Genomic DNA, 14,281 nt, shown 5'->3' on the forward strand with positions numbered 1-14,281 from the left:
CTCGTTGGTCCTACGCCGGCAGCAGGCCCAGCTTAATCATGTGCTCGGCAATCTGCACCGCGTTGGTGGCCGCGCCCTTGCGCAGATTGTCGGCTACTACCCACAGATTCAGGGTGCGGGGCTGCGACTCGTCGCGGCGGATGCGGCCCACCAGCACCGCGTCCTGACCGTGGGCATCTTTGGGCATGGGGTAGCGGTTGCTGGTCACGTCATCGACCACTTCCACGCCGTCGGTTGCGCGCAGCAGCCGGTAGATATCCTCGATTTCAAATTCCTGCGCAAACTCCACGTTGATGGCCTCGGAATGGCCGCCCATCACGGGAATGCGCACGGCGGTGGCCGTCACCTGAATCGTGTCGTCGGAGAGGATTTTCCGGGTTTCATTCACCATTTTCATCTCCTCCTTAGTGTAGCCGTTGGCCTCAAACACGTCGATGTGGGGCAGCACATTCAGGTCGATGGGGTGCGGGTAGGCCGGGTTGGAGGCCGCGTGGCCGGCGCGTTCCTCCAGCAGCTGGTCCACGGCTTTTTTGCCGGTACCCGTCACGCTCTGGTAGGTGCTCACCACGATGCGCCGGATCTGAAAGGCCTCGTGCAGCTGGTGCAGCGCCAGCACCATCTGAATGGTGGAGCAGTTGGGGTTGGCAATGATTTTATCGGCTGCCGTAAGCTGGCGGGCATTGATTTCGGGCACCACCAGCTTTTTGGTGGGGTCCATGCGCCAGGCGGAGGAATTGTCGATTACCACGGTGCCCACTTCGGCGAAGCGCGGGGCCTGCTCCTTCGAGACGCTGCCGCCGGCCGAAAAAATGGCTACGTCGGGCCGGGCGGCAATAGCCTCGTCCATGCTGATCACCGGGTATTTCCGGCCCCGGTACTCCATCTCCTGGCCTACCGACCGCGCGGAGGCCACCAGCAGGAGCTCCGTAACGGGGAAGTTACGCTCAGCCAGCACTTTCAGCATTTCACCACCCACCAGGCCGGTGGCACCAACGACAGCTACTTTCATTTCAGGAAGGGTTGAGGACTAGTTAAAATCCGGAAAGAGAATATTAGCAGAATAAATATAATTAAGAATATATTCCGTGGTGATTGGGTAGGATGACCTATTGGTCCTGCAGCCTTTCATCCTTAGGGCCACTATCGGGAACCTCATTATTACAATCCACGTGAAATATCTGCTGGTCTATCTGCTGTTAGGGCTGGCTGGTCCCGTCCGGGCCCAGCTGACGGAGTCATTCAGCGATGACGACTTCACCCAGAATCCAACCTGGACCGGCGACGTTTCGGGCTTCCAAGTTACGGCCCGGCAGTTGCAAAGCAATGGCCCGGCCATCTCGGGTACCACCCTGGAGCTGGTTACGCCCAGCCTGGCCAGTACCGGCACCACCTGGGAATTCTGGGCTAATCTGCGCTTTGCCACCAGTGGCGCGAACTACGCCGATGTCTGGCTGCTGGCTGACCAGGCCGCCCTCAAAACCGCGGGTACCAAAGGCTACTTCGTGCGCATCGGCGGGGCGCCCGACGAAGTGTCGCTGTTTCGCAAAGACGCATCCGCCACGCCCGTCTACGTAGTCAACGGCACCGATCAGACCATCAGCTCCCCCACCAACAACCTTGTGCGGGTGCGCGTCAGCCGCAGCGGGCAGGACGTCTGGACGCTGGAGCGCGACCTGACCGGCGGCACCACGTTCGTGAGGGAAGGCACCGGCACCGATGCCACTTACCAGCGCAGCGCCTGGTGCGGGGTGTTGCTGCTCTATTCCCAGGCCAACAACCGCAGCTTTTATTTCGACGATTTCCGCATCACCGATGCCACGGCTCCGACGCTGGTCCGCGCCAGTGCCAGTGCCGCCCGTCAGGTCGACGTGACGTTCAACGAAGCCGTGGCGGCCGCGCAGGTTGCGTCAGGCTACCAGCTCAACGCCGGCGCTCCCGCGGTGCTCAGCGCCGTGCGCGACGCCACGGACCTGAGCGTAGTGCACCTGACTCTGGCCAATGATCTGGCGGCGGGTACTAATACGCTGACGGTGCGCAACGTAGCTGACCTGTATGGCAACGTGGCCGCCGGCCCGCTGACGACCACGCTCACCTTCACGCCCCCGGCAGTCGGGCCCGGCGTCAATCAGCTGCTGATAACCGAAATAATGGCCGATGAAACCCCGGTGGTGGGGCTGCCGGCGTCGGAGTTCGTGGAAATTTATAACCCTTCGGCCACGGCGACGCTGGACCTGAGCGGCGTGCGGCTGCTGCGGCCCACCAGCACGACTACGCCGGCGGCGTTTCCGGCCGGAGCCAGCCTGCTGCCCGGCGAATATGCCGTGGTCTGCGGCAGCACCCGCGTGGCGCAGTTCACCCCGTTCGGCAAGGTATTCGGGCTGAACAACTTCCCCGCCATGAACAGTGCCGGCGACCAGCTGCTGCTGCGCGGGGCCAACGGGCGCACCATATTCGAGGTGCGCTATACCGAAGCCTGGTACCGCGACGCAATCAAGCAGCAGGGGGGCTGGACCCTGGAGATGATTGACCCCGCCAACCCCTGCGGCGGCGCGGCCAACTGGATTGCCAGCACCGACCCCAGCGGCGGCACCCCCGCCCGGACCAACAGCGTGCGGGCGACCAACGCCGACCTTACGCCGCCCGCGCTGCGCCGGGCCACGGTCGTCAGCCCCACGCTGGTCCGGCTCGAATTCAATGAGAAGCTCGACAGCGCGCAGCTGGCCACGCCGGCTTTGTATTCCATTCGGCCCGCCCTGTTGGTGCAGCGCGTGGCGCCCGTGCCCCACGATTTCCGGGCCGTGGAGCTCACCCTGACGGCCGCTATTCCGGCCAACCAGCTGTTCACCGTGACCGTGCAGCGGGCCGTCGACTGCGTGGGCAATGCCACGGGCGGGGCCGTGTCGGCCACGTTTGCGCTGCCCGTGGCTCCGCGGGTGGGCGAAGTCATCATCACCGAAATCTTTCCTGACGAAACGCCCGTCGTTGGCCTGCCCGCGGCGGAATACCTGGAGATTCACAATCCTTCGGCCAGCATTCTGGATCTGGGCGGCGTGCAGCTGTTCAAGCCGGGTAGCACCACGGCTGCGGCTGTATTTCCGGACACCACGCGCCTGCTGCCGGGCCAGTACGCGGTGGTGTGCGGCAGCACGCGCGGGGCGCTGTTTGCGCGCTACGGCACGGTGTACGCGCTGAGTAATTTCCCCAGCCTGACCAACGACGGCGACCAGCTGGTGCTGCGCGGCCGCACCGGCCGCACCTTGTTCGAGGTTACGTATTCTGACACCTGGTACAAGGACAACAGCAAAAAAGACGGGGGCTGGGCCCTGGAAATGGTGGACGCCGCCAACCCCTGCGGCGGCATCGAGAACTGGACCGCCAGCCTCGACCCCAGCGGCGGTACCCCGGGCAAGGCGAACAGCATAAAAGCCACCAACCCCGACAAAACGGCCCCGGTTCTGCTGCGGGCGCTGGCGCTTAATACCACTACGGTCCGGCTGTATTTCGGCGAAAAGCTGGATAGCGTGCAGGCCGCCAACCCGGTATGGTACCGCCTGAGTCCGGCCAATGCCATAGCCCAGGTCAGCCCCCTCGGCCCCGATTTCCGCACCATCGACCTCACGCTGACGACGCCCCTGCTGCCCAACCAGACCCTGACCGTGACGGTGCAGCGGGCCACCGACTGCGTGGGCAACGCCGCCGGCCCCGCCACTTCGGCCACGTTTGCGCTGCCCTCGGCGGCAGTAGCCAACGACGTGGTCATCAACGAAATTCTGTTCAACCCCCGCACCGGCGGCGTAGATTTCGTGGAGCTGCTGAACCGCTCGGGCAAGTACCTGAACGTGCAGGGCTGGCAGCTGGGCAACGAAAAGCCCGACGGCTCGGTGGATGCGGAGACTATCAGCGCCGGCCCGGTGGTGCTGGCTCCCGGCCAGCTGCTGGTGCTCACTACCCGCCCCGACATTGTGCAAAGCAGCTACCCCACCCACGACCGGGCGGCATTCCTGCCCATGGCCGACCTGCCGACCTTCCCCGACGACGCGGGCAGCGTGGTGGTATTCGACGCCCTGGGCCGCCCGCTGGACCAGATGACCTACTCCGCCAACCAGCACCTGGCCTTGCTCAGCGACCTGAACGGCGTGTCGCTGGAGCGGATCCGCACCGACGGGCCCGCCACGGCGGCCAATTTTCACTCCGCCGCCAGCACCGTCGGCTACGCCACGCCCGGCCGCCCCAATTCCCAGTATCAGGAAGACCCCGGCGGCGACCAGCTCTTCCGTCTGGAGCCGGAAATCTTTACGCCCGACGAGGACGGCCAGCAGGACTTCACCACCCTCAACTACACCCTCGACCAGCCCGGCTACGCCGCCAGCGTCACCGTGTACGACGCGCAGGGTCGCCTCACCCGCCAGCTGGTGCGCAACGAAACCATGGCTACGAGCGGCTTTTTCCGGTGGGACGGCCTCAACGACCAGGGCCGCAAGGCGCCGGTGGGCTACTACGTGCTGCACATTCAGCTATTCCAGCCCAACAGCGGCGGCAAGCGGGAGTACAAGAAGACCGTGGTACTGGGCGCGCGGTTTTGAGCCGGTCATTGCGAGGAGGTACGATATTCTGCGCTTCAGGCGGCGTCAATCCGTCCTCTGAAATTGTAGCAGCCTCTTTTTACTGAAACGCCCCACGGATTCGTCCATTGGGGCTTTCTGCTTTTACAACGCTGAGCTCATTGCCCGGGGCGGATTGCCTCGCTTCGCTTGCAATGACAGAAGGCATTAAACCCGGCCCGCTGCCCGCCGTCCAACCACCATGACGACGCAACAGCAAGTGCAGCATCTCTACTGGCGGGCCGGTTTCGGGGCCCGCCCCGCCGACGTGGCGGCCGGCCTCCCGCCAGCCAAGGCCCTGCGGCAGCTTTTCCGCGATTCGGCGAAAGTGGAGCCGCTGACTTCGGCCCCGGTGCGGGCCACCGCCGCGCAGGGCGTGAATCCGCTGCCGACGCCCGACCTGACGAAAGACCCGCAGGCCAGGGCGGTTCCGGGCCAAGCCATGACGACCGAGCAGCGCAGGCAGCAAAACCGCCAGATTCGGGAAGCCTTCTACACCATGAACACCGGCTGGCTCGACCGGATGGCCACGTCGCCGGCCCAGCTGCGGGAGAAGATGACCTTTTTCTGGCACGGCCACTTCGCCTGCCGGGTGCGCCGCCCCGAGGCCGCCCTCCAGCTCAACAACACGCTGCGGCAGGGCGCGCTGGGCAAGTTTGGCGACCTGCTGCTGGCCGTATCGAAGGAGCCGGCCATGCTCCAGTTTCTCAACAATCAGCAAAACCGCAAGCAGCGCCCCAACGAGAACTTCGCCCGCGAGGTGATGGAGCTGTTCACCATCGGCCGGGGCCACTACGCGGAGCAGGATATCAAAGAAGCCGCCCGCGCCTTCACCGGCTGGGGCTACCACGCCGATGGGCAGTTCGTTTTCCGCGAAAACCAGCACGACGCCGGCTCCAAAACCTTTCTGGGCCGCAGCGGCAGCTTCGGCGGCGACGATATCCTGCGCATCATCCTCGACCAACCCCGGACGGCCGGGTTCCTGACCACGAAACTCTACCGGTTCTTCGTTAACGACACGCCCAATTTGGCGCACATTCAGCCGCTGGCCAAAGCCTTCTACCAGAGCCAGTACGACATCAGCGACCTGCTGGAGCGGATGTTTTCGGCCGACCGGTTCTACGCCGCCGCCAACGTAGGTACCCGCCTCAAGTCGCCCCTCGAGCTGCTGGCCGGCATCAAGCGCACGCTGGGCCTGGAGCTGGACAACGACCAGCCGCTGATTGGGTTCCAGAAGGCCCTGGGCCAAACCCTGTTTCAGCCACCCAACGTGGCGGGCTGGGCCGGGGGCCGCAGCTGGATCGACTCGTCGTCGCTGCTGTTGCGGCTCCAGCTGCCGCAGGTGCTACTCCGCAATGCCGGGTTCAATATTGCCCTCAAGGGAGACGAAAACGACCTCGCGCCTTCAGTGCCCAAAGCCGATTGCACGTTCCGGCAGCAGGTGAAGGCCCGGGTGAAGCTGGGGCCCATCAGCCAGCTGCTGGCCCAAACTGCGCCTGCCGCGCAGGCCGCCCAGCTCAGCGGCTTCCTGCTGCAGGCCCCCATCCGCCCCGAAAACCTGGCCCTGATTCAGCAAATGGCCGCCAATGCCCCCGCCGAGGGCCGGCTGCGCACGATGATAACGAGTATGCTGAGTTTGCCGGAATACCAGCTGATGTAACCTAAACCAGGACGGTCATGCTGAGCCTGCCGAAGCAGCTCGCGTGCTTCCCTGAATCACCAACCCACCGTCGGCACGCGAGATGCTTCGGCAAGCTCAGCATGACCGTCCCCAGTACTAAAGCCACTGCCATGTCTACTTCCCGCCGCGACTTTCTGAAGACTTCCGTGCTGGCCAGCAGCCTGCTGTTCGTGCCGAAGTTCCTGCACGCCCTGGACCGTCAGGGGCTTTCCTCATTGCGCGATGCCAACGGCCGCCGCCTCGTGGTGGTGCAGCTCGGCGGGGGCAACGACGGGCTGAATACCGTGATTCCCTACCGCGACGACCTCTATTACCGGGCCCGCCCCACGCTCGGCATCCGCGCCCGGAGCGGCATTCTGCCCCTCGACAAAGACCTGGGTTTCAACCCTGCCATGACCCGCCTGAAGAACCTCTACGACCAGGGGCAGGTGGCGGTGCTCAACAGCGTGGGCTACCCGAACCCGGACCGCTCCCACTTCCGCGCGATGGACATCTGGCAGAGCGGCTCGGCCGCCGACCAGTACGTGACCACCGGCTGGCTGGGCCGCTACCTCGATTCGAGCTGCGCCACCTGCCCGCGGCCCTACAACGGCCTCGAAGTGGACGACACGCTGAGCCTGGCCATGAAAGGCAATGCCCGTAAAGGGCTGGCGCTAAGGAGCCCGGAGAAATTTAACCAGCTGACCCAGAACCGCTTCCTGGCCCAGGTGACCGGACAGGCCGGCCCGGCCGGCGGCTCGGAGCTGGATTACCTCTACAAGACCCTGGCCGAAACGGCTTCCTCGGCCGACTACCTGTACCAGACCGCCAAAGTCTACAAATCGGCCGTGACGTACCCCAACACGGAGTTCGGCAGGAATCTGAAAACTACGGCCGAGCTGATCAATTCCGGGGTGGACTCGCGGGTGTTCTACGTGTCGCTGACGGGCTTCGACACCCACGTGCGCCAGCAGGAGCAGCAGGGCAAACTGCTCGGCGACCTGTCGGAAGGGCTCGGTTCCTTCGTCGAGGATCTGCGCAAAAGCGGGGAGCTGGACAATACGCTGGTGCTGGTGTTCTCCGAATTCGGCCGCCGGGTAGGCCAGAATGCCAGCAACGGCACCGACCACGGCACGGCCAACAACGTGCTGCTACTCGGCGGCGGCCTGCGCCGCCAAGGCATTCTCAACGACGCCCCCGACCTGCTCAACCTCGACCAGGGCGACCTGAAGCACCAGCTCGACTTCCGCAGTATCTACGCCACCATCCTCCACGACTGGCTCGGCGCCGACGACAAAGCCATCCTGGGCAGCCACTTCGACCGGCTGAAAGGGCTGGTATAAGGCTGAGCAACCACCTCGGCTGGCATCTTTATACTCCTCGCGAAGTAGTTTGCAAAAAGGAAGTAGGGTGCGGGGCTTGCCCCCGCCCGTCGTTGAACGAACCACTAGGATTCCGTTCAATGACGGGCGGGGGCAAGCCCCGCACCCTACTTCGGGATGAGTATAACGTCTGTCATCCTTCGTCTCTGCTTTAAGCGCAGAATGCTCAGGATGACAGATGAAATTTGATGCAGACGCGGGCTAGATGCGGAAGCTGAACCCCAGAAAATATTCCTGGCTGGCTTCTTTGGTCAGGGCCAGGTGGGTGCCGCAGTCCAGAATCAGGTTGTCGCCGAAGTGCAGCTGGGGGCCGAGGTTGAGGGAAGCCTGCCAGGCGGCTTGGCGCACATCCCATTGGCCCGCCAGCTCGGCGAAAGTGGAGAGAAACGGAGAAAACTCGTAGTCGATGGCCGTGCTGGGCGTCAGCATCAGAAAGTGCCGCCCGTCCGGTTCGGCCAGCAGGTCGCTGCGCAGCTGGAGCTGGGTGTTGAGCTTTTTGCTGAAGTCATAGGCGAAGGGAACAATCAACCCATATTCGGCGGCGCTGGTGCCCACAGTGTGCCCCACCGGCAGGCGCAGGGTGCCAATTATGCCCAAAGCGGCGGGCTTACCTTCTTCACCGATCAGGGTGTGCTTCAGCCGCAGGGTTAAATCGCCGAATCCCCGGCGGCGTTCCGGCGGCTGTTGGTCGGTCCATTCCTTTTCCCAGGAATAGGAATCAACCTCCACGCCCAGGTCGGTGCGCTGGCTGAGGCCGAGCTTGAGCAGGGCGTGATTGAAGAAGAAGTCCCGTTCGCGGTGGCCGGGCTCCCGGTGGTTCAGGAGGCGGAACAAGTCACTTTCCAGTTGAAAATGCCCGGCGTCGACCGTGAACGGGCTTTCGGAAAAGCCCGGCCGGTCGGGCCGCAGCTCCCGGAGCGAGTCGCGGGGCACGGGCCGGAACAGGGTGTAAGCCTGCGCTCTGGCGGGAGTAGGAGCGGCCGATTGGGCCTGAGCCCGCACTGGACAAAGGCCGATAGCAGCCAGAAAAAGAAAAGTAAGCAGGCGCAAGGGAAGTGGTCTGGGGTAACGTTGGGGCTGCTACGCAGAACCTGCCCGTCGGGATGCCCGGCAATAGCTGAGCCGGCCCGTAAGCCAGGCATAGCCGCTGGGGTCCACGATTTTCGGGAAAAAAAACGTGCGGTATTCCGCGCCGGGTTTTTTTGTCGGATTTTTGCGGGCTTTTCCTGCTTGCCGTCTGCTCATGCCAACCACCAAAACCAAAAACCGCCTCGCTCTTTTATCCCTGGTGGTAAGTGTCGGACTGGTGGCCATTAAGTTCTACGCCTACTACCTCACCAGGTCGCAGGCGGTGCTGACCGATGCGCTGGAATCCATCATCAACGTTTTCACCAGCGGCTTCGCCTTCTACAGTATCTATCTGTCGGGCTTGCCCAAGGATGAAAACCACCCGTATGGCCACGGCAAGATTGAGTACCTCTCCATCGGTTTCGAAGGGGCGCTGATCCTGATTGCGGGGGTTTATATTTTCTACAGCGCCATCGTGGCCATGCTGCACCCGCACGCGGTGGGCCGGCTCGATACGGGTATGCTCCTGCTGGGCCTCACGGCGCTGATCAACCTGGGCGTCGGATTTGTGCTGTTGCGGGCGGGCAAGCGCCTCAACTCCGTGGCCCTGGTTGGCGACGGGCAGCACCTTTACCTGGACGCGCTGAGTACGATCGTGTCGTGCGTGGCGCTGGTGCTGGTACTGGTAACGGGCAACCTGCTCTTCGACGCCGGTGCGGCCCTGGTGCTGGGCGTGTTCATCGTGTTCAATGGCTTCCGCATGGTGCGGCGCTCCGTGTCGGGGCTGATGGATGAGTCGGACGTCGCCACGGTGGAGCAGGTAATTGCCGAGCTGCAGCGCCAGCGCCAGCCGGCCTGGATCGACGTGCACAACCTGCGCGTGCTGCGCTACGGGGCCAACCTGCACATCGACTGCCACATGCAGATTCCCTACTACTTCAGCCTGGAAGAAACCCACAACGAGCTGAACCGCATCGAGGGCGTAATCAAAAACCGGTTCGACGTGGAGGTGGAAATGTTCGTACACGCCGACCCCTGCACGTTTGCCGCCTGCTCGCTCTGTCACATGCCCGGGTGCCCGGTGCGGCGGCACCCGTTCAGCCAGGAAATCAGCTGGACGGTGACCAACGCGGTGAAAAACGAGCGGCACCACTTGCCAATCGGGTAGCCAAACCGGGGGTTGATTCCCCCTGCTTCAGAACGGCCAATTCAGATAGGGCGCGACGTTGATCAACGGGCCAGTTGCACCCAGCCTTTCGATTGGCCGCCGCTGTGGTCGGTGAGCCGGTAGAAATAAATGCCGGCCGGCTGGTCGTCGCCGGTCCAGTCGTTGGCATAGTCGATGTAGTCGCGGACTTTGCGGCCCCAGCGGTTGAAAATCTGCAGCCGGCTGCCGGGTGGGTTAATGGGGATGACAAAGGTTTCATTCAGCCCATCCCCATTCGGGGTGAAGATGTTGGGCACCTTCCCATCGGGCACAACTACCTTAACCAGCACCGAAGCAGTGTCCTGACAGAGGCCGGCAGGAAAGCTCAGCCCCAGCACGCGCACCTGGTAACGGGTGGTCTGGGTGGGCCGGACCGTGAGCGTCGGCCGGGTGCTGTCGGCCGGGTTTAACCCATTCGCCGCGGTCCAGCGGTAGCCATATTGCGCGGGGGAAGCGCCCACCGAATCGGGCCGGAAGGGCGTGGCGCTGAGCGTGACGGCCGCGCCGGAGCCTGCGTAGATAACCGGAGCCGAGGCCGTGGCTCTGGCGAAGTTGCCCGCCGCAATCCGGAGCACGATGGTCCGGTAGGTGATGCCTTTGATAGGGCAGCTGTTGTCTTCGATCTTGACCGGAATGCGGAAGGTGCGGCCCACGAAGGCGGCATCGGGCCGGATTTTCAGAATGCCGGTTGGCGTGCTGGTTTCATTGGCCACTACCCGGAAGGTGGCCACGCCGGCCGGCAGGTAGGCCGGCGTCAGCAGGCTGGGAGTGGCGGGGTCCAGCTCGGGGTAAGTAACCGTCAGCTTATCGGCCGGGTTGGGGTCGGTGAATTTCAGCCGTACTTCGGTGTAGTTGCAGCTGTAGGCCGTGATGAAGGTCGAGTCGCGGGAGCTGGCAATCCGGACGCTGGTCTTGGGCGCACCGGTCGCCACGGGTGGGGCCGGCGTCAGGTTGGCGTTGCAGTCGATAACGATAACCAGTATGTCGCGGCGCACGGAGCCCACTTTGTACGCGGTTGTAGTGCCGTTGGCCTTGCGCACCCGCCGCCATTCCGTAATGGTGCCCACCACCGCGTACTTGTTTTCGGCCATGTTGATGCCCGGCCTGAAGAAAGCGGGCGTAAACGTGATGGTGCCCAGCGTAGGGTTGAAGAGGAAGTTGGGCGTCGCTGTTTTCGTCGGGCACGACCCGCTGTAGGCGAAGGAAGCAATGGGAAACGTTGGCCGGAACAGCAGGGATACGCCGGGCGGAATAAAGGCCGCGCAGAAGCTGGTCGAGCCCTTCGGGGTGAGGTCGATGGCGCGGCTGGCGGTGTAAGGCAGGTAGGTGGTGGTGTCGCCGCAGTTTTCCAGCGAACGGCCCAGGCTGTACACCAGCGAGTCGCCATCGGGCTCGGTGGTGGCAAACGAGAGCTGCGTATCCTGCCGCCAGCACACGAAGGGGATTACGGCATTCAGCGGGTCGTTTTGCGGGGCGGTATTTTCAATGGCCTGCCCCCCGATCAGGTTGTTCAGAGTGGCCTCAAAGTAGCAGAGCTCGGAGCCTACGTCCACGTTGCCCAGCTTTGGCCGGGCCCCGAGCGTGACGCTCAGCGTCCATTCCGGCGCGGGCGGCAGCGTAACGACGGCTTCAAACAGGCCGGTTTCAAAATTGGTGGGCCGCCCCACGCCGCAGGGACTCGCGCCGAAGGGTCCGGTAGCGCAATACGGGTCGCCGATGCGTTGGGAGCCCGCAACCAGCGTCAGCCGCTCTTTGGGCCACGGCCCACCCTGGCAGCCCGTCGTCCGGTACTCCAGCTCCGGCCGGATGCTCGCGAAGGACGAGCCGCCACAGTCGCGGAAAACGGCGAGCGTGACCTTGTACTGGTTGGCGCCCAGGGCCTGGTAGGTGAGCTGGCCCCCCTGAATGTGGGAGGCCACCGCCTGGGGTGTTCCCAGCCCCAGCCAGCCCCAGGCAAAGACCAGCAAGCAAATAACGGATAGCAGTCTTGGCATGCGGTGGGTAAGGGGAGGCCGAATAAAGCCGTAATATATAACCGAACGCTAAGTTGGTCCCGCCCCCCAGCTCCGCCCGGCGTAGTGCCGGGGGCAGTAGTGGGCTATCGGGTGGCGCCGGAACCCCGGATGAGGCTGGCAGGAAACTGACCCGGCGACGAATATAGCCGCTGGCAAGCCTCCGCGGCCGGTGGTCCGGAAATAACCAAAGCACTTCGTTCCGACCAGGCCCTTTGGTTATTTCCGGTTTCTGGCCGCGGTTAGTTGATCAGCAGCCGCTGGGTGTAGGTGCGGGCGCCCACCCGGGCGCGGACTACGTACCAGCCCGCGCGCAGCCCCGCCACATCCAGCGACAAATCGGTTTGCCCTACGGCCACCGGCCGGGTAACGGCTAAACGGCCCAGCACGTCGAGCACCTCCACGGCGCCAGCTGCAGTGGGCGCGACGGGTAACCGTAGCCGCACTATCTGCCGGGCCGGGTTGGGCCACAGGAGCAGCGCGGGCCCGGGCAGGGCCGTAGCCGTGCTGGTAGGCTGGAAAGCCTTGTTTTCCAGTACCACGATCTTATCGTTGTTCTGGTTGCTGGTACCGATAAAGATGCGGCCCTGCGGCGAAATACACACGGCCCGCAGCCGGCCGAACGTGGTGAGGTAGCTTTGGGTGGTCGTTATGGCGTCACCGGTAGCGTTCAGCTTAAGCTGTACCAGTCGGGAGGCTTTGAGCGTGGCCAGCAGCAGGCTGCCCTGCCATTCCGGAATGGCGGGCGAGTTGTAGTACGCCAGCCCCGCTACGGCCAGCGTGGGGGTCCACGCAAACAGGGGTTCGCGCACGTTGTTGGCCGTGCAGAAGGCTTGCTCGGCGGGCAGGTTACAGAAGCCCTCCACATTGGGCCAGCCATAGTTGTGGCCGGCTTCGATCAGGTTCACTTCGTCGTCGTTGCTGGGGCCGTGCTCGGAGGCGTAAATCTTACCGTTGGGAGCCCGCACCAGACCCTGCGGGTTGCGGTGGCCGAGGGTGTAGAGCAGGCTGCCGGGGGTTGGGTTGTCGGCCGGAACGGAGCCGTCCAGGTTCAGGCGCAGAATCTTGCCGTTGAGGGAGCTGGTGCTCTGGGCCAGTGACGCGGCCTGGGCATCGCCGGTAGTCATGAGCAGGGTCCGGTCGGGCAGGATCAGCAGGCGGGAGCCGCTGTGGGTGGAAGCCGCCGTGATGTTGTCCAGCAGCACCAGCGGGGCCGTCAGGGCCCCGCCGGCGTAGGTATAGCGCGCCAGCTTTTCTTTTAAAGCCCCGTTCAGCAAATAGTTGTACACGATGTACACGTAGGGTGAGGTCCCGAAATCGGGGTGCAGCACCATGCCCAGCAGGCCGCTTTCCCCGGTCGGGGCCACATCCGGCACCGTGAGCAGGGGCAGCACCTGGCCCGAAACCGGGTCGACGCGGCTGATACGCCCGTTGCGCTCCGTCATCCAGAGGTAGTTATCGGGGCCCCAGACCAGCTCCCAGGGTATTTGCAGGTTGTCCACCAGGGGCGTTACCGTCACGGTGGTAGTCCCCACCTGGAACGTGGTGGTCTGGGCGCTGACGCAGGTAGCTGCACTCAGCGCCGTAAGCAGCAGGAGAAGGGTAAAAGATTTCATAGCCAGCAGGTTAAAGCGTGAAACGACGTCTGATGGTGCTAACGCAAAATAGGGATTTTCGGATTCTGCCCGTCACCGGAACCGGTCGGCTCCAGCCCGGCGGGGCCATTCAGTTGCGGAGCAAAGTATTTCTGCCAGCTTTGGGGAAAGAATCCGCGTTTCATTCTCCGCATTGCATGGCTTTCGAATCTGAACATCCGCTGGGCTTCACCATCAGCACCGACCCGGCCCGCCTCGACGTAGCCGCCATTCACGCTTACCTGGCGCAGGAGTCGTACTGGGCCACAGGGATTCCGCGCGAAACGGTGCAGCGGGCCATCGACCATTCCCTCAGCTTCGGCCTGTATGCTCCTGATGGCCGCCTGGCCGGCTTTGCCCGGGTAGTCACCGATACGGCCACGTTTGCCTGGCTCTGCGACGTATTCGTGCTGGCCGAATTCCGGGGGCAGGGTCTGTCCAAATGGCTGCTGGAGCAGGTATGGGCCCACCCCGAGCTGCAGGGGCTGCGCCGCCGTCTGCTGGCCACGCTCGATGCCCACGGCCTCTACACCCGGTTTGGGTTTGCTCCGCTGGCCGCCCCCGACCGGTTTCTGGAAATCCGGCAGCCTGATCCTTACGGGGCCGCTACGGCCAATTAGCTGCCGCTTGCCGCCGGTTGCGTCGTTGCCACGTCGGCCGGCTTGCGTTTGTTCTTGTCCGGCCGGGTATCTTACCACTTCTACTTCCCACCTTGCT

At 63.8% G+C, this 14,281-nt stretch carries 9 protein-coding genes; 5 read left to right on the forward strand and 4 right to left on the reverse strand.

All coding sequences use genetic code 11. The annotated features are described in order from the left end of the window. Window positions 1-10 precede the first annotated feature (10 nt). A complete protein-coding gene (locus ABD833_RS14780) occupies window positions 11-1,009 on the reverse strand; it encodes an aspartate-semialdehyde dehydrogenase (RefSeq protein ID WP_345074014.1) in 999 nt (332 codons plus the stop codon). 160 nt (window positions 1,010-1,169) lie between these two features. On the opposite strand from ABD833_RS14780, the gene ABD833_RS14785 reads away from it, so the two are divergent. The 3 genes from ABD833_RS14785 (at window position 1,170) to ABD833_RS14795 (ending at window position 7,604) form a co-directional block, all read left to right on the forward strand. After that, window positions 1,170-4,583 (forward strand): lamin tail domain-containing protein, encoded by a 3,414-nt coding sequence (locus tag ABD833_RS14785; RefSeq protein ID WP_345074016.1) that lies wholly within the window; start codon window positions 1,170-1,172, stop codon window positions 4,581-4,583. Window positions 4,584-4,803: 220 nt separating this feature from the next. Continuing rightward, complete coding sequence (locus ABD833_RS14790) at window positions 4,804-6,261, forward strand: DUF1800 domain-containing protein (RefSeq protein WP_345074017.1); 1,458 nt, start codon at window positions 4,804-4,806, stop codon at window positions 6,259-6,261. A gap of 131 nt (window positions 6,262-6,392) precedes the next feature. Next, window positions 6,393-7,604: a DUF1501 domain-containing protein gene (locus tag ABD833_RS14795; RefSeq protein WP_345074018.1), complete on the forward strand. Its 1,212-nt coding sequence runs from the start codon at window positions 6,393-6,395 to the stop codon at window positions 7,602-7,604. 240 nt (window positions 7,605-7,844) lie between these two features. Here the strand turns inward: ABD833_RS14795 and ABD833_RS14800 are convergent, their stop codons facing one another. Continuing rightward, entirely contained in the window at window positions 7,845-8,693 is an 849-nt protein-coding gene (locus ABD833_RS14800; protein WP_345074019.1) for a transporter, read from the reverse strand. Window positions 8,694-8,886: 193 nt separating this feature from the next. Between ABD833_RS14800 and ABD833_RS14805 the strand changes: the two genes are divergently transcribed. Next, window positions 8,887-9,879 (forward strand): cation diffusion facilitator family transporter, encoded by a 993-nt coding sequence (locus tag ABD833_RS14805; protein ID WP_345074021.1) that lies wholly within the window; start codon window positions 8,887-8,889, stop codon window positions 9,877-9,879. 62 nt (window positions 9,880-9,941) lie between these two features. Here ABD833_RS14805 and ABD833_RS14810 read toward each other — a convergent pair whose 3' ends face one another. Next, a complete protein-coding gene (locus ABD833_RS14810) occupies window positions 9,942-11,912 on the reverse strand; it encodes a T9SS type B sorting domain-containing protein (protein WP_345074023.1) in 1,971 nt (656 codons plus the stop codon). A 260-nt stretch (window positions 11,913-12,172) separates the two neighbouring features. Next, window positions 12,173-13,546, reverse strand: coding sequence for a PQQ-dependent sugar dehydrogenase (locus ABD833_RS14815; protein ID WP_345074024.1), 1,374 nt, complete (start codon window positions 13,544-13,546; stop codon window positions 12,173-12,175). A gap of 176 nt (window positions 13,547-13,722) precedes the next feature. Between ABD833_RS14815 and ABD833_RS14820 the strand changes: the two genes are divergently transcribed. Further along, entirely contained in the window at window positions 13,723-14,184 is a 462-nt protein-coding gene (locus ABD833_RS14820) for a GNAT family N-acetyltransferase (protein ID WP_345074025.1), read from the forward strand. Window positions 14,185-14,281: the final 97 nt, after the last annotated feature.

Source organism: Hymenobacter fastidiosus, assembly GCF_039539565.1.
In the GTDB taxonomy this organism is placed as follows: Bacteria; Bacteroidota; Bacteroidia; order Cytophagales; family Hymenobacteraceae; genus Hymenobacter; species Hymenobacter fastidiosus.

Excerpts from the sequence above, each read along its gene's own strand:
- ABD833_RS14790 (WP_345074017.1), top strand. The coding sequence starts at position 4,804 with ATGACGACGCAACAGCAAGTGCAGCATCTCTACTGGCGGGCCGGTTTC.
- ABD833_RS14820 (WP_345074025.1), top strand. The coding sequence starts at position 13,723 with ATGGCTTTCGAATCTGAACATCCGCTGGGCTTCACCATCAGCACCGAC.
- ABD833_RS14815 (WP_345074024.1), bottom strand. The coding sequence starts at position 13,546 with ATGAAATCTTTTACCCTTCTCCTGCTGCTTACGGCGCTGAGTGCAGCT.
- ABD833_RS14780 (WP_345074014.1), bottom strand. The coding sequence starts at position 1,009 with ATGAAAGTAGCTGTCGTTGGTGCCACCGGCCTGGTGGGTGGTGAAATG.
- ABD833_RS14810 (WP_345074023.1), bottom strand. The coding sequence starts at position 11,912 with ATGCCAAGACTGCTATCCGTTATTTGCTTGCTGGTCTTTGCCTGGGGC.
- ABD833_RS14795 (WP_345074018.1), top strand. The coding sequence starts at position 6,393 with ATGTCTACTTCCCGCCGCGACTTTCTGAAGACTTCCGTGCTGGCCAGC.
- ABD833_RS14805 (WP_345074021.1), top strand. The coding sequence starts at position 8,887 with ATGCCAACCACCAAAACCAAAAACCGCCTCGCTCTTTTATCCCTGGTG.